The organism is Pseudescherichia sp. L3 (genome assembly GCF_024656065.1).
GTDB lineage: Bacteria > Pseudomonadota > Gammaproteobacteria > Enterobacterales > Enterobacteriaceae > Pseudescherichia.
The window spans coordinates 257728-282340 of record NZ_JANKYC010000004.1 but is presented as its reverse complement, the minus strand read 5'-3'; the positions used below and the strand labels follow the sequence as shown (position 1 = coordinate 282340).

20 protein-coding genes and 1 tRNA gene are annotated in these 24613 nt (G+C 59.1%); 14 read left to right on the top strand and 7 right to left on the bottom strand.

The genetic code is table 11. The features are described 5' to 3' along the window. Nucleotides 1-27: 27 nt before the first annotated feature. From thiB to thiQ, 3 genes are read left to right on the top strand one after another with little or no spacing between them, the layout of a single operon-like run. Nucleotides 28-1026: a thiamine ABC transporter substrate binding subunit gene (gene thiB / locus NR795_RS18825; protein WP_257759029.1), complete on the top strand. Its 999-nt coding sequence runs from the start codon at nt 28-30 to the stop codon at nt 1024-1026. Continuing rightward, nucleotides 1002-2612 (top strand): thiamine/thiamine pyrophosphate ABC transporter permease ThiP, encoded by a 1611-nt coding sequence (thiP, locus tag NR795_RS18820; RefSeq protein ID WP_257759028.1) that lies wholly within the window; start codon nt 1002-1004, stop codon nt 2610-2612. Before thiB ends, thiP begins: the two co-directional genes overlap by 25 nt. Then, a complete protein-coding gene (gene thiQ / locus NR795_RS18815; RefSeq protein WP_257759027.1) occupies nt 2596-3297 on the top strand; it encodes a thiamine ABC transporter ATP-binding protein ThiQ in 702 nt (233 codons plus the stop codon). Before thiP ends, thiQ begins: the two co-directional genes overlap by 17 nt. Here thiQ and NR795_RS18810 read toward each other — a convergent pair. Both NR795_RS18810 and araC read right to left on the bottom strand, forming a co-directional pair. Further along, the gene (locus NR795_RS18810) at nt 3291-4061 is read right to left on the bottom strand and encodes a DedA family protein (protein ID WP_257759026.1); all 771 of its coding nucleotides are present in this window, start codon (nt 4059-4061) and stop codon (nt 3291-3293) included. The two genes, thiQ and NR795_RS18810, sit on opposite strands and share 7 nt — an antisense overlap. 125 nt (nt 4062-4186) lie before the next feature. Beyond that, complete coding sequence (gene araC / locus NR795_RS18805) at nt 4187-5032, bottom strand: arabinose operon transcriptional regulator AraC (RefSeq protein ID WP_144817624.1); 846 nt, start codon at nt 5030-5032, stop codon at nt 4187-4189. A 337-nt stretch (nt 5033-5369) separates the two neighbouring features. Here araC and araB point away from each other — a divergent pair, with 337 nt between their 5' ends. The 6 genes from araB to rluA all read left to right on the top strand — a co-directional run bounded on the left by araB (nt 5370) and on the right by rluA (nt 15490). Beyond that, nucleotides 5370-7064 carry a ribulokinase gene (araB, locus tag NR795_RS18800; RefSeq protein ID WP_257759024.1) on the top strand — a complete coding sequence of 565 codons (1695 nt, stop codon included), beginning with the start codon at nt 5370-5372 and terminating at the stop codon, nt 7062-7064. Between the two features lie 10 nt (nt 7065-7074). Next, a complete protein-coding gene (araA, locus tag NR795_RS18795; RefSeq protein WP_238083058.1) occupies nt 7075-8577 on the top strand; it encodes an L-arabinose isomerase in 1503 nt (500 codons plus the stop codon). A 51-nt stretch (nt 8578-8628) separates the two neighbouring features. Further along, complete coding sequence (gene araD, locus NR795_RS18790) at nt 8629-9324, top strand: L-ribulose-5-phosphate 4-epimerase (protein WP_144817621.1); 696 nt, start codon at nt 8629-8631, stop codon at nt 9322-9324. A gap of 75 nt (nt 9325-9399) precedes the next feature. Beyond that, nucleotides 9400-11757: a DNA polymerase II gene (polB, locus tag NR795_RS18785; RefSeq protein WP_257759023.1), complete on the top strand. Its 2358-nt coding sequence runs from the start codon at nt 9400-9402 to the stop codon at nt 11755-11757. Between the two features lie 154 nt (nt 11758-11911). Then, entirely contained in the window at nt 11912-14818 is a 2907-nt protein-coding gene (rapA, locus tag NR795_RS18780; protein ID WP_144817619.1) for an RNA polymerase-associated protein RapA, read from the top strand. Between the two features lie 12 nt (nt 14819-14830). After that, nucleotides 14831-15490 carry a bifunctional tRNA pseudouridine(32) synthase/23S rRNA pseudouridine(746) synthase RluA gene (rluA, locus tag NR795_RS18775; RefSeq protein WP_144817618.1) on the top strand — a complete coding sequence of 220 codons (660 nt, stop codon included), beginning with the start codon at nt 14831-14833 and terminating at the stop codon, nt 15488-15490. Nucleotides 15491-15514: 24 nt separating this feature from the next. Here rluA and NR795_RS18770 read toward each other — a convergent pair whose 3' ends face one another. Genes NR795_RS18770 through trmB form a run of 3 tightly spaced genes read right to left on the bottom strand, consistent with a single transcriptional unit; the run spans nt 15515 to nt 17338 of the window. Continuing rightward, complete coding sequence (locus NR795_RS18770; protein WP_257759022.1) at nt 15515-16234, bottom strand: DUF2884 domain-containing protein; 720 nt, start codon at nt 16232-16234, stop codon at nt 15515-15517. Between the two features lie 58 nt (nt 16235-16292). Beyond that, nucleotides 16293-16619, bottom strand: a complete 327-nt coding sequence (locus NR795_RS18765) for a YggL family protein (RefSeq protein WP_042390393.1) — start codon at nt 16617-16619, stop codon at nt 16293-16295. Continuing rightward, complete coding sequence (gene trmB / locus NR795_RS18760) at nt 16619-17338, bottom strand: tRNA (guanosine(46)-N7)-methyltransferase TrmB (protein WP_144817616.1); 720 nt, start codon at nt 17336-17338, stop codon at nt 16619-16621. The genes NR795_RS18765 and trmB overlap by 1 nt, the downstream gene beginning before the upstream one ends. Nucleotides 17339-17493: 155 nt before the next feature. Between trmB and mutY the strand changes: the two genes are divergently transcribed. The 3 genes from mutY to mltC are packed head-to-tail and all read left to right on the top strand — an operon-like array spanning nt 17494 to nt 19989. Beyond that, nucleotides 17494-18546, top strand: coding sequence for an A/G-specific adenine glycosylase (mutY, locus tag NR795_RS18755; protein ID WP_257759091.1), 1053 nt, complete (start codon nt 17494-17496; stop codon nt 18544-18546). 25 nt (nt 18547-18571) lie between these two features. Further along, complete coding sequence (locus NR795_RS18750; protein WP_257759021.1) at nt 18572-18841, top strand: oxidative damage protection protein; 270 nt, start codon at nt 18572-18574, stop codon at nt 18839-18841. A gap of 59 nt (nt 18842-18900) precedes the next feature. Beyond that, nucleotides 18901-19989, top strand: a complete 1089-nt coding sequence (gene mltC, locus NR795_RS18745) for a membrane-bound lytic murein transglycosylase MltC (RefSeq protein ID WP_257759020.1) — start codon at nt 18901-18903, stop codon at nt 19987-19989. A gap of 39 nt (nt 19990-20028) precedes the next feature. On the opposite strand, the gene NR795_RS18740 is transcribed toward mltC, so the two are convergent. Next, nucleotides 20029-22170: an ornithine decarboxylase gene (locus NR795_RS18740; protein WP_257759019.1), complete on the bottom strand. Its 2142-nt coding sequence runs from the start codon at nt 22168-22170 to the stop codon at nt 20029-20031. Between the two features lie 286 nt (nt 22171-22456). Between NR795_RS18740 and NR795_RS18735 the strand changes: the two genes are divergently transcribed. Together NR795_RS18735 and NR795_RS18730 are read left to right on the top strand one after the other, a co-directional pair. Then, nucleotides 22457-23173 (top strand): DUF554 domain-containing protein, encoded by a 717-nt coding sequence (locus NR795_RS18735; protein ID WP_257759018.1) that lies wholly within the window; start codon nt 22457-22459, stop codon nt 23171-23173. A 105-nt stretch (nt 23174-23278) separates the two neighbouring features. Continuing rightward, nucleotides 23279-23354 (top strand) — tRNA-Phe (locus NR795_RS18730). 672 nt (nt 23355-24026) lie between these two features. Here NR795_RS18730 and NR795_RS18725 read toward each other — a convergent pair. Further along, nucleotides 24027-24263, bottom strand: a complete 237-nt coding sequence (locus NR795_RS18725) for a hypothetical protein (RefSeq protein WP_144817612.1) — start codon at nt 24261-24263, stop codon at nt 24027-24029. Nucleotides 24264-24613 lie beyond the last annotated feature (350 nt).

Here is a 24613-nt window from a genome sequence, read left to right as displayed (position 1 = left end):
GCCACTCTCTTTCTATTGAGGTGCAAAGTGTTAAAAAAATGTCTGCCGCTGCTGCTACTCGTGGCCGCCCCCGTGTTTGCCGCCCCGGCTTCTGATAAACCCGTTCTCACCGTCTACACCTACGACTCGTTCGCCGCCGACTGGGGGCCAGGTCCTGCGGTAAAAAAAGCCTTTGAAGCCGACTGTCACTGTGAGCTGAAGATGGTGGCGCTGGAGGATGGCGTCTCGCTGCTCAACCGTCTGCGCATGGAGGGCAAAAACAGCAAGGCCGACGTGGTGCTGGGCCTCGACAATAACCTGCTGGAGGCCGCCAGCCAGACCGGACTGTTTGCCAAAAGCGGCGTGGCGGCCGACGCCGTTAACGTCCCCGGCGGCTGGAAAAACGACACCTTTGTGCCCTTCGACTACGGCTACTTCGCTTTCGTCTATGACAAGAACAAGCTGAAGAATCCGCCGAAGAGCCTGAAAGAGCTGGTAGAGAGCGACCAGAAGTGGCGGGTAATCTATCAGGATCCGCGCACCAGCACCCCAGGGCTGGGCCTGCTGCTGTGGATGCAAAAAGTCTACGGCGATAAAGCACCTGAGGCGTGGCAGAAGCTGGCGGCGAAAACCGTTACCGTCACCAAAGGCTGGAGCGAAGCCTACGGCCTGTTCCTGAAGGGCGAGAGCGATCTGGTTCTAAGCTACACCACCTCCCCGGCCTATCACCTGATCGAAGAGAAAAAGGATAACTACGCGGCGGCGGACTTTAGTGAAGGCCACTACCTGCAGGTAGAGGTCGCTGCCCGCACCGCAGCCAGCAAGCAGCCCGAGCTGGCAGAAAAGTTCCTCAAATTTATGGTGAGCCCGGGGTTCCAGAACGCCATCCCGACCGGCAACTGGATGTACCCGGTGAGCAACGTAACGCTGCCCGCTGGCTTTGACTCGCTGACGAAGCCGAAGACCACCCTGGAGTTCACGCCGCAGCAGGTCTTCTCCCAACGCGCTGAGTGGATTAACACGTGGCTTCGCGCGACCAGCCGCTAATTCCCGGCTGGCTGCTGCCCGGCGCTGCCGCTGCCACCCTGCTGATAGCGGTGGCGCTGGCAGCGTTTCTTGCCCTCTGGCTCAACGCGCCGACCACCGACGTCGCGGCGTTGTGGCACGACAGTTACCTGCGCCACGTGGTGGCCTTCTCCTTTGGCCAGGCGTTTCTCTCTGCCCTGCTCTCGGTGACGCCCGCTATTTTCCTGGCCCGCGCCCTCTATCGCCGCCGCTTTCCCGGGCGGCTGATGCTGCTCCGCCTCTGCGCGATGACCCTGATCCTGCCGGTGCTGGTGGCGGTCTTTGGCATCCTCACCGTCTACGGCCGACAGGGCTGGCTGGCGTCGCTGTGTGACTCGCTCGGCCTGCCGTGGGGATTCTCACCCTACGGGCTGAGCGGCATTCTGCTGGCACACATCTTTTTTAACCTGCCGATGGCGACCCGCCTGCTGCTGCAAGCCCTGGAGCAGATCCCCGGCGAGCAGCGCCAGCTTGCCGCTCAGCTGGGGATGCGTGGTTTCGCCTTCTTCCGCTTCGTCGAGTGGCCGTGGCTGCGGCGACAGATCCCTCCGGTGGCGGCGCTGATCTTTATGCTCTGCTTCGCCAGCTTCGCTACCGTGCTGTCGCTGGGCGGCGGCCCCAGGGCGACCACCATTGAACTGGCGATCTACCAGGCCCTGAATTTCGACTACGATCCCGGCCGCGCCGCGCTGCTGGGACTATTGCAGATGATCTGCTGCCTGGCGCTGGTGCTGCTTAGCCAGCGTCTGAGCAAGGCCATTCCGGTGGGCAGCAGCCAAATCCAGGGCTGGCGCGATCCGCAGGACAGCTGGCACGCCCGGCTGGGGGATGGCCTGCTGATTGGCCTGGCGCTGCTCCTGCTCCTGCCGCCCCTGCTGGCGGTGATTATCGAGGGGATAAACCGTAACCTGCCCGAAGTGCTGGCCCAGCCGGTGCTGTGGCAGGCGGTGTGGACCTCTCTGCGCATTGCCCTGCTGGCCGGTCTGCTCTGTGTGATCCTCACCATGATGCTGCTCTGGAGCAGCCGCGAGCTGCGGGCGCGCGGACAGCTGCGCCGGGGACAGGCGCTGGAGCTGAGCGGGATGCTGATCCTCGCCATGCCCGGCATCGTGCTGGCAACCGGCTTCTTTTTGCTGCTCAACAACTCTGTGGGTCTGCCTACTTCGGCGGATGGGATCGTGATCTTTACCAACGCCTTAATGGCTATCCCCTACGCCCAGAAGGTGCTCGATAACCCGATGCGGGACATCACCGCCCGCTACGGCCTGCTGTGTGAGTCGTTGGGCATGCGCGGCTTTTCACGCCTGCGAGTGGTAGAGCTGCGAGCGCTGCGGCGGCCGCTGGCCCAGGCGCTGGCCTTCGCCTGCGTGCTCTCGATCGGCGACTTTGGGGTGGTAGCGCTGTTTGGCAACGATGACTTCCGCACGCTCCCCTTCTATCTTTACCAGCAGATTGGCTCCTACCGCAGCCAGGACGGCGCGGTGACGGCGCTGATCCTGCTGGCGCTCTGCTTTATTCTGTTTACCGTTATTGAAAAACTTCCGGGCCGCCATGCTAAAACTCACTGATGTCACCTGGCTCTATCAGCATCTGCCGATGCGCTTTACTCTCGCCGTCGAGGCGGGAGAGCAGATTGCCGTGCTGGGACCCAGCGGCGCGGGGAAAAGCACGCTGCTCAACCTCATCGCCGGTTTTATCCAGCCGGTGAGCGGCACGATTTTAATTGGCGAGCGGGAGCATACCGCTACGCCGCCGTCGCGCCGTCCGGTATCCATGCTGTTTCAGGAAAACAACCTGTTCACCCACCTGACGGTGCGGCAGAACATCGGCCTCGGCCTGCATCCCGGCCTGAAGCTCAATGCCGTTCAGCAGCAGAAACTGGCGGAGATTGCCGCTCAGATGGGGCTTGAGACGCTGCTCGACCGGCTGCCGGACCAGCTCTCTGGCGGGCAGCGGCAGCGGGTGGCACTGGCGCGCTGTCTGGTGCGGGAGCAGCCCATCCTGCTGCTGGATGAGCCGTTTTCGGCGCTCGATCCGGCCCTGCGTCAGGAGATGCTGGCCCTGGTGCAGAGCGTCTGCAAGCGACAAAACATCACCCTGCTGATGGTCTCCCACAGCATTGAGGATGCCGCACGCATTGCCGGCCGGGCGCTGGTCGTGGCCGAGGGACGCATCGCCTGGGACGGCGCAACCGATGAGCTGGTCAGCGGTCGCGCCCCGGTCTCGGCGCTGCTGGGAATTGAACGTCAGTGACCGCTGACGACCTTACCCAGGATCGTTAAATAGGTGGGCATCAGCGGATGACGGGCCACCGCCACGCAGGCGATAACCGCCACGCCAAGCAGCAGGGGAGCCACCCACAGCAGCCGCCCGCGCGGCAGGTATTTTGTCAGCCGATCGCTGCCGGGCCTGCCGCTGCGCCACAGTCGCCAGCAGAGCCATACCGCAATCCAGAGCAGCAGCGCCGCACCCAGCAGCAGCCACTTAAACGCCCCGCTCTGCTCATCAGCAGGAATATCGATCGCCGCCCCGGCGAGAATGCCCGGTAAAAAGTAGAACGGCGGCCAGAGCAGGCAGCCGATAATGTTAGGCAGCAAAAACTTGCTGACGGGCAGATCGAGCATCCCGGCAACCATCGGCACCAGCGGACGGGTTGGCCCAACAAAGCGGCCGACAAGGATAGTAAACATGCTGTGCTGGTGCAGGGCGTGCTCGGTCTTATCGAGCAGCGCCTTGTTCTTTTTCATAAACGACCAGCGGTGCAGCGGCTTCTTAAAACGCCACCCGAGCCAGAAGGAGATCCAGTCTCCCAGCAGGCAGCCGACAATGCCCGCCAGCCAGGCATACCAAAAGTTCACCTCGCCGCTGCCGATCAGCGCCCCTAGCCCGGCCATCATCACCGTACCGGGCAGGATCAGGCCCACCAGCGCCAGCGACTCCAGAAAAGCCACAAGAGCGATCGCAATGAGCGTATAGGTCGCTGATTGAGTAATAAAATGTTCCAGAAATGCCTGCATACGCGGTCCGTTTTAGTGACGAAGCAGGGATTCTCCAGAGCCGGTAACGCCTCGTCAAGCTCACAATTGTCTGATTAGTTTACTGTCTGTATCAGAGGTCGGCGGCGGCATTTCGTTTCTTTACGTTATTCGCACCCGGCGCGGAACTCGCTCGGGCTGGCTCCGGTACATTTTTTGAACACGCGAGAGAAGTAGAGCTGGTCCTCAAAACCGACGTTGCGCCCCACGCTGGCTATGGGCATTCGCGTCGTGCTGAGCAGCAGCTTGGCCTGGCTGATGCGCTGATCCTCCCGCCAGCTGAGCACGCTCACCCCCAGCTGCTGGCGGAAGAGGTGCGACAGCCGCGACGGCGACAGACAGACGTGCTGCGCCACACCGGCGATATCGAAATGGTTGTCCGCCAGGTGATCGCTGATGTACTGGCAGGCGTCACGCACCCGGTTATCCAGCGGCGGATGCAGCGATTCGTTGATCGCGTCCATCCGTCGCAGCAGCACCTGTTCCAGCAGGTTGATCGCCAGCAGTTCGCCATAGCGCCCGCTGCTCTGCCCGGCGCTGATAATCTGCGCAAACAGCTCACTAAAGCGTGCCTGGTGCACCTCGTCAGGACGGAAATAGCCGGTCTGGGCAAAAAGGGTTGGCCAGGCCAGCCACTCATGCCAGTAGGCCCGCGGACGGAAGTAGACCCACTGGTGATACCACTCCCGCGCCTCAGGGTGACGGCCATAGTGGTGCACCTCGCCTGGCGGGAAAAGCAGGATGTCGCCGGGGCGGCAGACAAACTGGCGGCCATTGTTATTGACAATCCCCTCTCCCCGCACCGTCAGGTTGAGAATATAGCCTTTCATCCCCAGCGGGCGATCGACAAAGAAATCGAGGTAGCCGTCGGCCTCAATGGGCGTCAGTCCCGCCACGAGATGGGCATTGAACGAATAGCCAGGCAGCAGAGGATCGGTTTGTAATTCAGCCATAAACAGCGCGCTCCAGGTAGTGGTCAAGGAAACCATTTGTCCATATTGGGTTTTATTTCACTACGCGGCGACTCTGGTGAACCAGATATAAAAACCGCAGCGTGACAACCCCGCCAGATAAAAGCACTTTCCCCGTTTTGACTAATCTACACCGATAAAAAGGGGTAACAAAAGTGTCTATAAACCCGGCAGAAATGTCCACATTGAATATTTGCAGTGAGTCACACTTTCTGCTGCCATAGCATTTTTATCCATAAGATTAGCGGATCCTGCCTGACGCTTTTTGCCCCCTGTCTCTAATGTTTCTCCATACGCTTATTTTGGATGGAGTAAGACGATGGCAATTGCAATTGGCCTCGATTTTGGCAGCGACTCGGTACGCGCCCTGGCAGTAGACTGCGAGCACGGCACAGAGATCGCCACCAGCGTGGAGTGGTATCCGCGCTGGCAGGAGGGGCGTTATTGCGACGCTCCGCGGAATCAGTTTCGCCATCACCCACGCGACTATATCGAGTCGATGGAAGCGGCAATCAAAAGCGTGCTGGCCCAGCTAAGCCCTGACCAGCGCGAACAGATCAGCGGTATCGGCGTGGACAGCACCGGCTCGACGCCAGCCCCGATCGACGCCGAGGGGCGCGTGCTGGCGCTGCGTCCGGAGTTTGCCGACAACCCCAACGCCATGTTCGTGCTCTGGAAAGATCACACGGCGGTTGAGGAAGCCGAGGCCATCACCCGCCTCTGTCACCAGCCGGGCAAAACCGACTACTCACGCTATATCGGCGGGATCTACTCCAGCGAGTGGTTCTGGGCCAAGATCCTGCATGTCACCCGTGAGGATGCCGCCGTCGCCCAGGCCGCCACCTCGTGGATTGAGCTATGCGATTGGGTCCCCGCCCTGCTCTCCAACACCGTCCGTCCGCAGGATATCCGCCGCGGACGCTGCAGCGCTGGACACAAATCCCTCTGGCACGAAAGCTGGGGTGGCTTGCCTCCGGCCAGCTTCTTTGACGAGCTGGATCCGATCATTAATAAGCATCTGGCCTGGCCGATGTTTACCGAAACCTGGACCGCCGATCTGCCTGTGGGCAACCTGAGCCCGGAGTGGGCCCAGCGTCTGGGCCTGTCGGAGAAGGTGGTGATTGCCGGAGGCGCATTCGACTGCCATATGGGCGCAGTGGGCGCAGGGGCGCAGCCGAACACGCTGGTCAAAGTGATTGGCACCTCAACCTGCGACATCCTGATTGCCGATAAGCCCAGCGTCGGCGAGCGAGCGGTAAAAGGCATCTGCGGCCAGGTTGACGGCAGCGTGGTCCCGGACTTTATCGGCCTTGAAGCCGGACAGTCGGCCTTCGGCGATATCTATGCCTGGTTTGGCCGCATTCTCGGCTGGCCGCTTGAGCAGCTTGCGCTCCAGCATCCAGAGCTGAAAACCCAGATCCAGGCCAGCCAGAAACAGCTGCTGCCTGCCCTGACCCAGGCCTGGGCGGATAACCCTTCCCTCGATCACCTCCCGGTGATCCTCGACTGGTTTAACGGTCGCCGCACCCCTAACGCTAACCAGCGCCTGAAGGGGGTGATCACTGACCTTAACCTTGCTACCGACGCGCCACTGCTGTTTGGCGGGCTGATCGCCGCTACCGCCTTCGGCGCGCGCGCCATTATGGAGTGCTTTACCGAACAGGGGATCGCGGTCAACAACGTGATGGCCCTTGGCGGTATCGCCCGTAAAAACCGGGTGATCATGCAAGCCTGCTGCGACGTGCTCAACCGTCCGCTGCAGATCGTCGCCTCCGATCAGTGCTGCGCTTTAGGCGCGGCCATCTTCGCCGCCGTAGCCGCAGGGGATCATGCTGATATCCCGACCGCGCAGCGCCATATGGCCAGCGCCGTCGAAAATACGCTCCAGCCTGCTCCGGCTCAGGCGCAACGCTTTGAACAGCTCTATCGCCGCTACCAGCACTGGGCGGCCAGCGCCGAACAACACTATCTCCCTTCAGCTGCGCCAGCGTCGCAGGCCGCTCTGACTCATTAAGGACACGATAATGACTATTTTTGATAACTACGAAGTATGGTTTGTGATTGGCAGCCAGCATCTCTATGGCCCGGAGACCCTACGCCAGGTCACGCAGCACGCTGAGCAGGTAGTGAATGCGCTGAACAGCGAAGCCAAACTGCCCTGCAAGCTGGTGCTGAAGCCGCTCGGCACCTCGCCGGATGAGATCACCGCTATCTGCCGCGACGCCAACTACGACGACAAGTGTGCGGGCCTGGTGGTATGGCTGCACACCTTCTCCCCGGCCAAAATGTGGATCAACGGCCTGACCATCCTTAACAAGCCGCTGCTGCAGTTCCATACCCAGTTCAACGCCTCCCTGCCGTGGGACAGCATCGACATGGACTTTATGAACCTGAACCAGACCGCACACGGCGGCCGCGAGTTCGGCTTCATTGGCGCGCGGATGCGTCAGCAGCACAGCGTGGTGACCGGCCACTGGCAGGATCAAAAAGCCCAGCAGCGCATCGGGGCGTGGATGCGTCATGCGGTCTCCAAACAGGATACCCGCCATCTGAAAGTGTGCCGTTTCGGCGACAACATGCGTGAAGTTGCCGTCACCGACGGCGATAAAGTGGCAGCGCAGATCAAGTTCGGCTTCTCGGTCAATACCTGGGCGGTGGGCGATCTGGTGCAGGTGGTAAATGACATCAGCGAAGGCGATATCAGCGCGCTGGTGGACGAGTATGAGAGCAGCTACCGCCTGACCGCTGCCGCGCAAGTTAACGGTGATAAACGCCAGAACGTCATTGACGCGGCCCGCATCGAGCTGGGCATGAAGCGCTTCCTTGAACAAGGCGGCTTCCACGCCTTCACCACTACCTTTGAAGATCTGCACGGCCTGAAACAGCTTCCGGGCCTCGCCGTGCAGCGCCTGATGCAGCAGGGCTACGGCTTTGCGGGCGAAGGCGACTGGAAAACCGCCGCCCTGCTTCGCATCATGAAGGTGATGTCGACCGGTCTACAGGGCGGCACCTCCTTTATGGAGGACTACACCTACCACTTTGAGGACGGCAACGATCTGGTGCTCGGCTCCCATATGCTGGAAGTGTGTCCAACCATCGCTCTGGATGAGAAACCGATCCTCGACGTGCAGTACCTCGGCATCGGCGGCAAAGCCGATCCGGCCCGCCTGATCTTCTCCACTAAAACCGGCCCGGCGATCAACGCCAGCCTGATCGATCTCGGGGATCGTTTCCGCCTGCTGGTGAACTGCGTTGATTCCGTTGAGACCCCTCACCAGCTGCCGAAGCTGCCGGTCGCCAACGCGCTGTGGAAAGCCCAGCCGGATCTCGCCACCGCCTCTGAGGCGTGGATCGTTGCCGGGGGTGCACACCACACCGTCTTCAGCCACGCGCTGGATCTCAGCGATATGCGCCAGTTCGCCGAGCTGCACGACATTGAGCTGGCGGTGATCGACAACGACACCCGCCTGCCAGCGTTCAAAGATGCGCTGCGCTGGAACGAAGTCTATTACGGCTCTAAACGTTAAGTCCGTAACGCCCGGTGGCGCTGCGCTTACCGGGCCTACGTGGAGATAACTATGCTTGAAGATCTCAAACGCCAGGTGCTGGAAGCCAACCTGGCGCTACCGAAACATAATCTGGTCACCCTGACCTGGGGCAACGTCAGCGCCGTCGATCGCGAACGCGGTGTGTTTGTCATCAAGCCCTCTGGCGTCGACTACAGCGTAATGACGGCAGAGGATATGGTGGTGGTGAGCATCGAAACTGGCGAGGTGGTCGAGGGGACGAAAAAACCCTCGTCCGATACGCCGACCCACCGCCTGCTCTACCAGGCTTTCCCCTCCATCGGCGGGATTGTGCATACCCATTCGCGCCACGCGACCATCTGGGCGCAGGCGGGACAGTCCATTCCGGCAACCGGCACGACCCACGCTGACTACTTCTACGGCCCCATCCCCTGCACCCGCAAGATGACCGATGCCGAGATCAACGGCGAGTATGAGTGGGAGACCGGTCAGGTGATCGTCGAAACCTTTACTACCCAGGGGATCGATGCTGCCCAGATGCCTGGCGTGCTGGTGCACTCCCACGGTCCCTTTGCCTGGGGCAAAAATGCTGACGACGCGGTGCATAACGCCATCGTGCTGGAAGAGGTCGCCTACATGGGGATCTTCTGCCGCCAGCTCACCCCGGATCTGCCAGCCATGCAGCAGACGCTGCTGGATAAGCACTATCTACGCAAACACGGGGCGAAGGCCTATTACGGACAGTAAGACTGTATAAAAACCCAGCTAAAACAGTGAAACCAGGCTATAATAATGCCTGGTTTTATTTTATGAGAAGAGAGCGTGGCGCAGGCGCAAGAAGGCTTTTTACTGACCCGACACTGGCGGGATACCCCGCAAGGCACCGAGATCGCGTTCTGGCTGGCAACCGATAACGGTCCGCTGCGGGTGGTGCTGCCCGTTCAGGAGTCGGTAGCGTTTATCCCCTCGGCGCAGGTGCCTCAGGCGCAGCGGATCCTGGCGGGCGAAAGCCACTACCGCCTGACGCCGCTTGAGCTGAAAGACTTCAGTCGCCAGCCGGTGCACGGCCTCTACTGTCGCGCCCATCGTCAGCTAATGCGCTATGAGAAGCTGCTCCGCGAGGGCGGCGTAACGCTTTACGAAGCCGACATCCGCCCGCCCGAACGTTTCTTAATGGAGCGCTTTATCACGGCTCCGGTGTGGGTCAGCGGCGAGGCACGCGACGGCGAGCTGGTGAATACTCGCCTGAAGCCCAGCCCGCACTACCGCCCGCCGCTGAAGTGGGTGTCGCTGGATATCGAAACCACCCGCCACGGTGAACTGTACTGCATTGGGCTGGAAGGGTGTGGCCAGCGCACGGTCTATATGCTCGGGCCGGAAAACGGTGACGCCACGGGCCTCGACTTCCATCTGGAGTACGTTGCCAGCCGTCGGCAGCTGTTGGAGAAGCTCAACGCCTGGTTTGCCGCCCACGATCCCGACGTGTTGATCGGCTGGAACGTAGTGCAGTTCGATCTGCGCGTGTTACAGAAGCACGCCGAGCGCTACGGCGTTCCGCTGCGGCTGGGGCGCGGCAACAGCGAGCTGGAGTGGCGCGAGCACGGCTTTAAGAACGGCGTCTTCTTTGCACAGATGGCGGGCCGGCTGATTATCGACGGCATCGATGCCCTGAAGTCCGCCTTCTGGAACTTCCCGTCATTCTCTCTCGAAGCGGTGGCCCGGGAGCTGCTCGGGGAAGGCAAGTCGATCGATAACCCGTGGGACCGCATGGACGAGATTGAGCGACGCTTTAACGAAGATAAGCCTGCCCTTGCCACCTACAACCTGAAAGACTGCGAGCTGGTGACGCGCATCTTCCATAAGACCGCCATCATGCCCTTCCTGCTGGAGCGCGCCTCGGTCAACGGCCTGCCTGCCGATCGCCACGGCGGGTCGGTCGCGGCCTTCAGCCATCTCTATTTTCCCCGCATGCATCGGGCGGGCTACGTGGCCCCAAATCTCGGTGACGTGCCGCCGCAGGCCAGCCCCGGCGGCTATGTGATGGACTCCACTCCCGGCCTGTATGACTCGGTGCTGGTGCTGGACTACAAGAGCCTCTATCCGTCGATCATCCGCACCTTTCTGATCGATCCGGTGGGGCTGATAGAGGGCATGGCGCAGCCGGACGAAGCCCACAGCATTGAGGGCTTTCTCGGGGCGTGGTTCTCCCGCGAGAAGCACTGCCTGCCAGAGATTGTCGGCCAGATCTGGCACGGCCGTGACGAGGCCAAACGCCAGGGTAACAAGCCGCTTTCGCAGGCGCTGAAGATCATCATGAACGCCTTCTACGGCGTGTTGGGCACCAGCGCCTGCCGCTTCTTCGATCCCCGGCTGGCGTCGTCGATCACCATGCGCGGGCATGAGATCATGCTTCAGACTAAAACGCTGATCGAGTCCCAGGGCTTTGAAGTGATCTACGGCGACACGGACTCGACCTTCGTCTGGCTGAAGCACGCCCATAGCGAAGAGCAGGCCGCCCGCATCGGCCAGACGCTGGTTGCGCTGGTCAATGACTGGTGGCGGGAGCATCTCGCCAGCAAGGGGTTAGTTAGCGCGCTGGAGCTGGAGTTTGAGACCCACTTCAGCCGCTTCCTGATGCCAACCATTCGCGGGGCGGATACCGGCAGCAAGAAGCGCTACGCCGGGCTGATTCAGGAGGGTGACAGCCAGCGCATGGTCTTTAAGGGTCTGGAGACGGTACGCACCGACTGGACGCCGCTGGCGCAGACGTTCCAGCAGGCGCTCTACCTGCGCATTTTTCGCCGCGAGCCGTATCAGGATTACATTCGCGAAACCATTGCCCAACTGATGGCGGGCGAGCTTGATAGCCAGCTGGTGTATCGCAAGCGCCTGCGGCGTCCGCTGGCGGAGTATCAGCGCAACGTGCCGCCGCACGTGCGGGCGGCGAGGCTGGCGGATGAGCAGAACCAGAAGCGCGGCCGGGCGTTGCAGTATCAGAAACGCGGCACCATCAAGTATGTCTGGACCATCCACGGCCCCGAGCCAGTGGACTACCAGCAGTCGCCGCTGGACTACGATCACTACTTAACTAAACAGCTACAGCCGGTGGCGGAGGGCATCCTGCCGTTTATGGAGGATGACTTTGCTACACTGGTTACGGGGCAGATGGGGCTATTTTAATGCGGTTCGAATGGTGACGAAGACGTGACGAACGCATTGCCATCCAGTACCATAGCGCCCTTTCCAATCCCTGGCCCCAATTTTTTGACGCGCTGTCGCTCTCTGACGGTGGTCTAACTATTGCCTGCAATTTGAGATATAGAGCCGAATAACTATGCCTTTTACACTTGGTCAACGCTGGATCAGCGATACAGAAAGCGAACTCGGACTGGGAACCGTTGTGGCGATGGATGCGCGTACCGTTACGCTGCTCTTCTCCTCAACCGGAGAGAACCGTCTCTACTCCCGCAGTGACTCCCCGGTTACTCGCGTAATGTTTAATCCAGGCGATACGGTGACCAGCCACGAAGGCTGGCAGCTCACCATTGATGACGTAAAAGAGCAAAACGGTCTGCTGACCTACACCGGCACGCGCCTCGATACCGGCGAAACCGACGTGGCGCTGCGTGAAGTGCTGCTCGACAGCAAGCTGGTGTTCAGCAAGCCGCAGGACCGCCTGTTTGCCGGGCAGATCGACCGTATGGATCGCTTCTCCCTGCGCTACCGCGCACGTAAATACCAGAGCGAGCAGTACCGGATGCCGTGGAGCGGCCTGCGCGGCCAGCGCACCAGCCTGATCCCTCACCAGCTGCACATTGCCCACGATGTGGGTCGTCGCCATGCGCCGCGCGTGCTGCTGGCGGATGAGGTAGGCCTGGGTAAAACCATCGAAGCAGGGATGATCCTGCACCAGCAGCTGCTGGCCGGTGCGGCAGAGCGCGTGCTGGTGGTGGTGCCGGAAACCCTGCAACACCAGTGGCTGGTAGAGATGCTGCGTCGCTTCAACCTGCGCTTCGCGCTGTTTGATGACGAGCGTTACGCGGAAGCCCAGCACGAAGCCGATAACCCGTTTGAGACCGAACAGCTGGTGATCTGCTCCCTGGACTTCGTGCGCCGCAGCAAGCAGCGCCTGGAGCACCTGTGCGACGCCGAGTGGGATATGCTGGTGGTCGATGAAGCGCACCACCTGGTGTGGAGCGAAGAGGCACCGAGCCGCGAGTACATGGCGATTGAACAGCTGGCCGAGCGCGTGCCGGGCGTCCTGCTGCTGACCGCGACGCCGGAGCAGCTGGGTCTGGAGAGCCACTTCGCCCGTCTGCGCCTGCTGGATCCCAACCGCTTCCATGACTTTGAGCAGTTTGTGGAAGAGCAGCAGAACTACCGCCCGGTAGCCGATGCCGTGGCCATGCTGCTGGCGGGCAAGCATCTGAGCGACAGCGAGCTGAACACCCTGAGCGAGCTGATTGGCGAGCAGGACATTGAACCGCTGCTGCAAACCGCTAACAGCGATCGCGACGGCGCAGAGGCGGCCCGTCAGGAGCTGGTCTCCATGCTGATGGATCGCCATGGCACCAGCCGCGTCCTGTTCCGTAACACCCGTAACGGCGTGAAGGGCTTCCCGAAACGTGAGCTGCACACCATCAAACTGCCGCTGCCGACCCAGTACCAGACGGCCATCAAGGTCTCTGGCATCATGGGGGCACGCAAAAGCGCCGAAGAGCGCGCCCGCGACATGCTCTACCCGGAGCAGATCTATCAGGAGTTCGAGGGCGACACCGGCACATGGTGGAACTTTGATCCGCGCGTTGAGTGGCTAATGGGCTACCTGACCAGCCACCGTTCGCAGAAGGTGCTGGTCATCTGCGCCAAGGCGGCCACCGCCCTCCAGCTGGAGCAGGTGCTGCGCGAGCGTGAAGGCATCCGTGCCGCCGTGTTCCACGAAGGCATGTCCATCGTTGAGCGCGACCGGGCCGCCGCCTGGTTTGGCGAAGAGGACAGCGGCGCACAGGTGCTGCTCTGCTCTGAGATTGGCTCCGAAGGGCGTAACTTCCAGTTCGCCAGCCACCTGGTGATGTTCGATCTTCCGTTTAACCCGGATCTGCTGGAGCAGCGTATTGGTCGTCTGGACCGTATCGGCCAGGCGCACGATATCCAGATCCACGTGCCCTATCTGGAAAAAACCGCTCAGTCGGTGCTGGTGCGCTGGTTCCACGAAGGCCTCGACGCCTTTGAGCACACCTGCCCTACCGGTCGCACTATCTACGACCAGGTTCACAGCGATCTGATTGGCTACCTCGCCGCGCCGGAAGAGACCGACGGCTTCGATGAGCTGATCAAAACCTGCCGCGAGCAGCACGAGGCGCTGAAGGCTCAGCTGGAGCAGGGCCGCGATCGCCTGCTGGAGATCCACTCCAACGGCGGTGAAAAAGCGCAGGCGCTGGCAGAGAGCATTGAAGAGCAGGATGACGATACCGGACTGATCAGCTTTGCCATGAACCTGTTTGATATCGTGGGCGTCAACCAGGACGATCGCGGTGAGAACATGATCGTGCTGACCCCGTCCGATCACATGCTGGTTCCGGATTTCCCGGGCCTGCCGGAAGATGGTTGCACTATCACCTTCGAGCGCGACGTAGCTCTGTCGCGGGAAGATGCTCAGTTTGTTACCTGGGAGCATCCGCTGATCCGCAACGGTCTGGATCTGATCCTCTCCGGCGATACCGGTAGCAGCACCATTTCACTGCTGAAAAACAAGGCGCTGCCGGTGGGCACCCTGCTGCTCGAGCTGATCTACGTCGTCGAGGCGCAGGCACCGAAGCAGCTTCAGCTCAACCGCTTCCTGCCTGCCACGCCGGTGCGTATGCTGCTGGATAAAAACGGCAATAACCTTGCCGCCCAGGTGGAGTTCGAAACCTTCAACCGCCAGCTGAGCGCGGTCAACCGCCACACCGGCAGCAAGCTGGTGAACGCGGTGCAGCAGGACGTGCACGCGATCCTGCAGCTGGGTGAAGCACAGATCGAGAGCGCGGCGAAGGCGCTGATTGCGGCGGCGCGTCAGGAGGCAGATGAACGTCTCTCGGCAGAGCTGTCACGCCTGGAAGCGCTGAAGGCGGTGAACCCGAACATCCGTGATGATGAGCTGGCCGCCATTGAGAGCAACCGTCAGCAGGTGCTCGATAGCCTTGCTCAGGCGGGCTGGCGTCTCGATGCCCTGCGTCTTATTGTCGTTACGCACCAGTAACAGGAACCCGTTATGTTGATGGAGCCCTACAATCCGCCGCAGTCGCCCTGGCTGGTCGTGTTATACCAGGACGAGCACATTATGGTGGTTAACAAGCCGAGCGGCTTGCTCTCCGTGCCAGGAAGGCTGGACGAGCACAAAGACAGCGTGATGACGCGCATTCAGCGCGACTATCCGTTGGCCGAGTCGGTGCATCGTCTGGATATGGCCACCAGCGGCGTTATCGTAGTGGCTCTGACCAAAGCCGCGGAGCGGGAGCTTAAGCGCCAGTTCCGCGATCGCGAGCCGAAGAAGCAGTACGTGGCCCGCGTGTGGGGACATCCGGAGAAGGCAGAGGGTCTGATCGATCTGCCGCTGATCTGCGACTGGCCGAACCGCCCGAAGCAGATGGTGTGCCATGAGACCGGGAAAGCGGCGCAGACCGAGTATGAGGTGCTGGAGTACGCGACGGATAACACCGCTCGCGTGCAGCTGAAGCCGATTACCGGGCGCTCGCACCAGCTGCGCGTGCATATGCTGGCGTTGGGCCATCCGATCCTCGGCGACCGCTTCTATGCCACGCCCGAGGCGCTGGCGATGGCGCCTCGTCTGCAACTTCACGCCGAGATGTTAACCATCACGCACCCAGCGTACGGCACCAGCATGACGTTTAAAGCGCCCGCCGATTTCTAGCAGGCGCGAGCCGGAGGGCGGGCGTTACTTTAGCCCGCTCACCAGCGACTTGCGGCTCTCTTCCAGAGAGATAACACGGCTACATACCGCCTTGCCGAACTGCTCAAAGTCCGCTTCCTGATTCTTCCACTCGCTTTGAATGGCCGTTTGCAGGCCGCCGAGGCTGCCCATTACGCTCTGTAACGGATTACCGCCGCCTTTGAGTACCGCCTGAGCACCCATCTCGTTAATGCTGTCCTGCAGGATGCCGCCCATCGCCTGGTTCACCAGCTGCTGACCGTTGGCGCGTACCTCATCAATCGCCTTATAGTGAAACGCGAGGCCATCGCTGCGATGCTCCAGAATGCGGTTCATCTGCTCTTTCAGCTGCGCGTCGAGCTTGGTTAAGCGCCCGCGCATGTTGCTGCTTTGACCCACTTCCTTGGCGATGATCTTATCCAGCGCCACGCGGCCCTTTTCAACGCGGCTGCGCGCGCCCTCGTCGATCCACGGCAATGCGTTACGCAGATCGGCCTGGTAATCTTTCGCCTGCTCGCGCTGGGCCGCGCTGAGGCTATACTGCTTGCCGTTGAACATGACGTTGCCGTCTGGCGTCATCACCAGATTGCCGTTTTCGCCCACCACCTGCACGGTCTGCGGGTTGACGATCACATCGTCACGCGGGTTCACGCTACATTTGTATTCTGCCTGGGCAGTAAAGGCGGTTGCCGCCATTGCCGCAGCCAGCAGCGCTTTACGCATCATAAAAACTCCTGTCCTGTAGAGACAAAACGGGCCGGCAATCGCCAGCCCCGATAGTGACTTAGTCCCACCAGACGTCGAAAAGTTCGCTGATGCGCACATCTTCAAAGCCGCGGCCTTCCAGCCAGCTACGCACGGTAGCCTGATGCTCCTCGGTACACTTGCCAATCTCCTGCTTGCAGATCAGCCCTTCCCAGACCAGGTAGCCGCTGCCGTCAAACGCCAGCTTGTTTGGCTCAATCACCTCGTTGATGAAGGCATCAACCGTCTGGTCGATCTGCTCCTCAGAGGTGCCCTCCGGGAAGCGCCAGGCAACGGAGAAGCCCAGCTCCTGGAATTCATCGATATGTAACTTCTTACGCAGACGACGGCTACGGTTCGTTGCCATTATTTTACCCTCTCGAACATTAAGTCCCATACGCCGTGGCCAAGACGATGACCACGCTGTTCAAATTTGGTTACCGGGCGCGTCTCCGGGCGCGGTACATAGTCGCCGCTCTCAGAGCGGTTTTGATATCCGTCGATAGCGGACATCACTTCCAGCATGTGCTCGGCGTAGGCTTCCCAGTCGGTCGCCATATGGAAAACGCCGCCCAGCTTCAGCTTGCCCTTCACCAGTTCGGCAAACGGCGTCTGCACGATACGGCGTTTATTATGGCGCGCTTTATGCCACGGGTCAGGGAAAAAGAGCTGCACCATGTTCAGCGAGTTGTCCGGGATCATCTTATGCAGCACCTCCACCGCGTCGTGACACATCACGCGCAGGTTCTCAACGCCCTCTTCGTGGGCATGAGCGAGGCATGCCCCCACGCCCGGAGAGTGGACTTCAATGCCGAGGAAGTTCTGATCTGGCCTGGCCTTCGCCATCGCCACCAGCGAGGTGCCCATACCAAAGCCAATCTCCAGGGTCACCGGCGCATCGCGGCCAAACAGCGCGGTGAAATCCAGCGGCTGCTCGCTAAACTCAACGCCCATCACCGGCCAAAAGTTATCCAGCGCGTGCTGCTGCCCCTTGGTCAGACGGCCCTGGCGGCGGACGAAGCTGCGAATACGGCGCAGCGGGCGACCGTTTTCATCAAATTCGGGTGAAATGACGTCGTTGTTCATAGGTGTTTAGTCTGCTTGTGAGAGTGTTCGGGAAACGGGCATTATCCAAAGTTAATAGCCGGATGCAAGCACCGGAAAGTTCCGGTTTACAGCCCGGTGCCGCTGTGCTGCAATCTGGCCCCTTAATCATGCAATTCGGAACTCCTGCTTTGACCATGCACGCGTCTCAGTTTTCAGCCCAGGTGCTGGAGTGGTACGACAAATACGGGCGTAAAACCCTGCCCTGGCAAATTGAAAAAACGCCCTACAAAGTATGGCTCTCTGAGGTGATGTTGCAACAAACGCAGGTGGCGACGGTTATCCCCTACTTTGAGCGCTTTATGGCGCGTTTCCCAACCGTCACCGATCTGGCCCATGCGCCTATCGACGAGGTGCTGCATCTGTGGACCGGACTGGGCTACTACGCCCGGGCGCGCAACCTGCACAAGGCCGCGCAGCAGGTCGCTGACCAGCACGGCGGCGTGTTCCCTGATACCTTTGAGGAGGTTGCCGCTCTGCCGGGCGTCGGCCGCTCGACGGCGGGGGCGGTGCTCTCCCTTGCGCTCGGCAAACACTTTCCTATCCTTGATGGTAACGTGAAGCGCGTGCTGGCCCGCTGCTATGCCGTTGACGGCTGGCCGGGCCGCAAAGAGGTGGAGAAGCGCCTGTGGGAGATCAGCGAACAGGTCACGCCTGCCGAGGGCGTAGCGCAGTTTAACCAGGCGATGATGGATCTTGGCGCAACGGTCTGCACCCGTTCGAAACCGAAGTGTACGCTCTGCCCGCTGAATAATGGCTGTATCGCGTATGCCAACGAGAGCTGGGCGCAGTACCCAGGCAAAAAGCCGAAGCAGACGCTGCCGGAGCGCACCGGTTTCCTGCTGCTGATGCAGCACGGCGAGACGGTCTGGCTTGATCGCCGACCGCCGTCTGGCCTGTGGGGTGGCCTCTACTGCTTCCCGCAGTTCAGTGATGAAGCGGCCCTGCGCGACTGGCTGGCGCAGCGGCAGATTCAGGCCGATACTCTTACCGAGCTCAACGGATTTCGCCATACATTCAGCCATTTCCATCTGGATATTGTGCCAATGTGGCTTCCCGTGTCCTCCTTCACGTCATGCATGGATGAGGGAACAGGTCTCTGGTATAACTTAGCCCAGCCGCCGTCGGTGGGCCTGGCCGCGCCGGTAGAGCGCCTGTTACAACAATTACGCGCGGGCGCACCCGTTTAGCGCCGCGACATCACGAGGAATGACCATGAGCAGAACCATTTTTTGTACCTTCCTGGGCCGCGAAGCGGAAGGCCAGGACTTCCAGCTCTATCCGGGCGATCTGGGCAAGCGGATCTACAATGACATCTCCAAAGAGGCCTGGTCCCAGTGGCAGCAGAAGCAGACCATGCTGATCAATGAGAAGAAGCTCAACATGATGAACGTGGAGCATCGCAAGCTGCTGGAAGAGGAGATGGTGAACTTCCTGTTCGAAGGGAAAGACGTACACATCGAAGGCTATAAGCCACAAGATTAAGGGCCTCGGCCCTTTTTTTGGAAAGAATAACGACTTAACACAACATACATCCAGGAATGATGAAAAAATATTTAGCGCTAGCCCTTATTGCGCCGTTGCTCATCTCGTGTTCCAGTTCCAATAAAAAGGGCGATAGCTATAACGAGGCCTGGGTAAAGGACACCAACGGTTTTGATATCCTGATGGGTCAGTTTGCCCATAACATTGAAAACATCTGGGGTTTTAACGAAGTCCTGATTGCCGGACCCAAGGACTACGTAAAGTATACCGACCAGTATCAGACCCGCAGCCACATCAACTTTGATGCCGGGACGATCACCATCGAGACCATTGCCGGTACCGAGCCGGCGGCGCATCTGCGCAAGGCGATCATCAAAACCCTGCTGATGGGCGACGATCCCGGCTCTATCGATCTCTACTCCGACGTTGATGATATCCAGATCTCTAAACAACCCTTCCTCTATGGCCAGGTGGTGGATAACAACGGCGAGGCGATCCGCTGGCAGTGGCGCGCCGAGAAATATGCCGACTACCTGCTGCAAAACCAGATGAAGAGCCGCACCAACGGCCTGAAGATTATCTACAGCGTGACCATTAACCTGGTGGCTAACCATCTCGATAAGCGTGCGCATAAGTACGTGGGCATGGTGCGTCAGTCGGCACGCAAGTATGGCGTAGATGAGTCGCTGATCCTCGCGATTATGCAGACCGAATCCTCGTTCAACCCCTATGCGGTCAGCCGCTCTGACGCGCTGGGCCTGATGCAGGTGGTGCAGCACAGCGCCGGGAAAGATGTCTTCCGGGCGCAGGGACGTTCCGGCATGCCGGACCGCAGCTTCCTGTTCGATCCCGCCAGCAATATCGATACCGGTACCGCCTATCTGGCGATGCTGAACAATATCTACCTCGCTGGCATCAGCAACCCGACCTCACGCCGCTACGCGGTGATCACCGCCTATAACGGCGGCGCGGGCAGCGTGCTGCGGGTCTTCTCTAACGATAAGGTGCAGGCGGCGAACATCATTAACACCATGTCGCCGGGCGACGTCTATGAGACGCTCACCACCCGTCACCCGTCGACGGAGTCGCGCCGCTACCTCTACAAGGTGAATACGGCGCAGAAGGGGTATCGCGGGGGCAGGATTTAAGCCGCAATGAAACGCCGGGTGGCGCTGCGCTTACCCGGCCTACGCGTGCTGCATGACGTATCCGTATAAACGCTTTATGCCGTCGGGGTCGGTTTCACTGTAGACCCCTTGCAGCTCTGGCGAGAAGCCCGGCAGCAGGTTGACCCCCTCCTCCAGCGCCAGGAAGTAGCGCTGCACTGCCCCACCCCAGATCTCACCCGGCACCACGCAGAGCACCCCCGGTGGATAGGGCAGCGCCCCCTCGGCGGCAATGCGCCCTTCCGCCTCGCTGATGCGCACCAGCTCGACGTTGCCGCGAATAAACTCGCTGTTGGCATCCTGCGGGTTCATCGCTATCGGCGGCAGACTCTGCTGGCGGAACATCGCCTTCTGCAGATCCTTCACGCCAAAGCTGACGTAGAGATCGTGCATCTCCTGACACAGCTCGCGCAGGGTATAGTCGCGGTAGCGCACCGGATACTTATTGAAGATGGTCGGCAGCACGTCCGCCAGCGGCGTATCATCCTCAATATGCTGCTCAAACTGCCCCAGCATCGCGACCAGCTGGTTGAGTTTCTCCTCGCTTTCGGCAGGGGTCAGCAGGAAGAGGATCGAGTTGAGATCGCACTTCTCCGGCACGATGCCGTTCTCACGCAGATAGTGCGCCAGAATCGTGGCCGGGATACCAAACTCGCTGTACTCGCCGGTTTCCGCATCAATGCCCGGCGTGGTGAGCAGCAGCTTGCAGGGGTCAACAAAGTACTGCTCACGCGCATAGCCCTCAAAGCCGTGCCACGCCGCGCCCGGCTCAAAGCTGAAGAAGCGGCGCTCGCTGGCAATGGCGTGGGTGGGGTGATCCTGCCACGGTCGCCCCGCCACCTCCGGCGGTACGAAGGGTTTGATCATCTTGCAGTTAGCGATGATCGCTTTGCGCGCCTCAATGCCTACCGCCACGCACTCGGCCCACAGGCGACGCCCGCTCTCCCCTTCGTGAATTTTGGCGTTCACGTCGAGGGCAGCGAACAGCGGATAGAACGGGCTGGTCGAAGCGTGAAGCATAAAGGCGTTGTTCAGCCGCTTGTGGGGGCAGAAGCGCGCCTGGCCACGCAGGTGGTTATCCTTCTTATGGATCTGCGAAGTCTGGGAGAAACCGGCCTGCTGCTTGTGCACCGACTGGGTCACAAAGATCCCCGGATCGTTCTCGTTAAGTTCGAGCAGCAGCGGCGAGCAGTCCGCCATCATCGGGATAAACTGCTCGTAGCCCACCCACGCGGAGTCAAACAGCACGTAGTCGCACAGCGCGCCGATCTTATCGATCACCTGCCGGGCGTTATAGATCGTGCCGTCGTAGGTGCCGAGCTGGATCACAGCCAGGCGGAACGGGCGTGGCGCATCGGCCTTTTCCGGCGCCACGGCGCGGATCTGCTCGCGCAGGTACGTTTCATCAAAGCAGTGGGCATCGATCCCGCCGATAAAGCCGAACGGGTTGCGCGCTGCCTCCAGGTAGACCGGCGTAGCCCCCGCCTGAATAAGCGCTCCGTGATGGTTCGACTTATGGTTGTTGCGATCGAATAGCACCAGATCGCCGCGCGTGAGCAGTGCGTTTGTCACCACCTTATTCGCCGCCGACGTGCCGTTGAGCACGAAGTAGGTTTTATCTGCGTTAAAGACTTTGGCGGCAAATTTCTGCGCGTGCTTGGCGGAGCCTTCGTGGATCAGCAGATCCCCCAGCTTGACGTCGGCGTTGCACATATCAGCGCGAAAGACGTTTTCGCCAAAGAAGTCAAAGAACTGGCGACCCGCCGGATGCTTTTTAAAGAACGCACCATGCTGATGTCCCGGACAGGCAAAGGTGCTGTTATCCATCGCCACGTACTGGCTCAGGGTGTCAAAAAACGGCGGCAGCAGGTTCTCTTCATACCGGCAGGCGGCCGCTTCCAGCTCCAGCATCGCCTGCTCTTTGCCGTTAATCACCGCATCGACGCCCGCAGGCGTCTCTGCCTGCTCATCGGCAAACATAAACACCGGCAGATTGAAGCCCGTGCGCTTGAGCAGTGCAAGGATGCCGCTATGGCTATCCGCCCGCGTAATGACGACTGCCGCCACATCGGCAAAGTCCGTGTTGTCCAGCGTCACCACTTCCCGATGCGTGGAAAGCGTAGAGACCAGCTCGCGGCTGGCGGCAATTTTCATTGTTTTCATAAGCTATGGGTAACCGTTAGCCTCACCGCATGGTGAGAAAAGTAGAGATCGGGAACGTAGGGGTTAAGGATCGCATAAGTATGCGATGGGTCCGGCGAGCAAATTGATGTGTCATCTGGCAGCCCCCCGCATTAAGAACACCGAATTTCAAGAAGCGGCATAAGGAGAAATTTCGCGCAATAATGTCACTTTTAATCTACCCATGCAACCCACAATGAGTGCGTAAACAGAGGGGTTTTCCGGCATACTATGCAGTTAGGTAAATCGATATTTCAGGAGAAACAGCGTGCTAACCGGACCCTTTATAAATGCCGCCGCCGTGCTGATTGGCGGGACGATTGGTGCTGTTCTGAGCCAGCGGTTGCCGGAGCGAGTGCGTACCTCTATGCCCGCTATCTTTGGCCTCTGCTCGCTGGGGATTGGTATTCTGCTGGTGATGAAGTGCGTTAACCTGCCGGTGATGGTGCTGGCGACGCTGCTCGGCACGCTGATTGGCGAGATATGCTACGTTGAGCGCGGGATCGGCGGTGCGGTGAACGGCCTGCGTCGGCTGATGCAGCGCGGCGGCAAGCAGGACGCCCCTGCCCCCCATGAAACCTTTATCCAGAGCCTGGTGGCGATCATCATCCTATTCTGCGCCAGCGGCACCGGGATTTTCGGCGCGATGCGCGAGGGAATGACCGGTGATGCCAGCATCCTGATCGCTAAAGCGTTCCTCGATTTTTTTACCGCGGTGATTTTTGCTACCTCGCTGGGCATTGCAGTCGCGGCGATCTCTGTGCCAATGCTGCTGATCCAGCTCAGCCTGGGTGCCTGCGCCACGCTGGTGATGCCTCTGACCACGCCCGCAATGATGGGCGACTTCACCGCCGTCGGCGGGATCCTGCTGCTGGCTACCGGGCTGCGGATCTGCGGCATCAAGATGTTTGCCGTCGCCAATATGCTGCCCGCGCTGGTGATCGCCATGCCGATCTCCGCCGCCTGGAGCGCATTTTTTGCCTGAAAACGGGTGCAGGAGCGGCAAAGTGGTGATAGATTGTGCAGTCTGCAACGATTTAAATAAATTTCGTTGACGACACGAGGCGAATCGGTTTTAATGCGCCCCGTTGCCCGGATAGCTCAGTCGGTAGAGCAGGGGATTGAAAATCCCCGTGTCCTTGGTTCGATTCCGAGTCCGGGCACCACTATTCAGAAGAACCCGCCTAAAAGGCGGGTTTTTTGCTTTTGTCAGGCCGCAGCCTTCATCAAACTTCGCTCAGGCACTCATCGCATCCCTGTGACCCGCCCTGTAGGCCAGCGCAAGCGCTGTTAACCGCGTTCATTGTTAGTCCAAGTACCTCTATTTAAAAACATTGCCCTAAAGATGTTTTTTTGCTTTAAGTATTCCTAAAAATCTCTAGGTATCCTAGAAAATGGGGTATATAAAAAGCGTGAAGTAAAACTTCTATCACATGCCCAATGAATAATAAAATATGACTCTAAAAATTTCATTATCCGAAATGATTTAGTGCTAAAAAACGTCATTCCGGTCATAGATCCATTGCAGCAAAAAAACCTTCAACTAGCTGGGTTTATAAACAATTCAAGAGGCTCATCTTTCCTAGGGAAGCATTGCAAAAGCCAAATGACACATCCCTTTTAAATAATTACAATTCAAGAAGCCCCCTATCTCTTTTCATTGATTAGGTTAAGCCCACAAAACACCCAAATAGCTATTCCATCGAAATACAAAAGAGCCATTAAATTTGTGAAGCCGCTCATGCAAGTTATATAATGAATATGCTAAACGCACCTAAATCCAGTAGAAATAATTTAATTATAAATATGCCATTCAAGTCCTTATACAAAACAAAGCTTTAATTTTCTTTCATTATTGCAGGCCTGACATAACAGCCGCGGAATTGATAATCGCCATATTCCTCACGCAGTTCAGAGTCAACTTCGACAAAGATTCGGTCATATAGATGATTGATCGGCTCGTTATCTTGAGCTTTGACAAAACATATGCCTTGCCCGCACGAAACTGCTACTGTAGAAAAACGAAAATTTACTTGCCAGACGGCTACTAGGTTTGGATCAAGATGATATTTCATACTCCCTCCTCAGCTTATTAAAATGGTCAGAACAGGCGTTCAAATCGGCAAAAAAGTATGATAGTGCTAACATTTTTTGGAATATGAATTAATCCTCCTTTACCAGGAAATAGTCAGCCACTTCATCTTTCCGTCAAGCCAATATCATGCCTTTCATTTTTTATGACATAAAGAAAGAAAAGCGCATAGCGCAATACTTTTATGGGATTTTGTGTTATGAGCAAGCCATTAAACATCTCCATTAATAAGCCGTTTTTTGTAGTAAGCAAAGCAGAACATGCGCAGGCATTAAAAAGGGAAGGAGCACTAGCGTTAACTTCATATTTTCCTCACTATCATCGGGACCATAC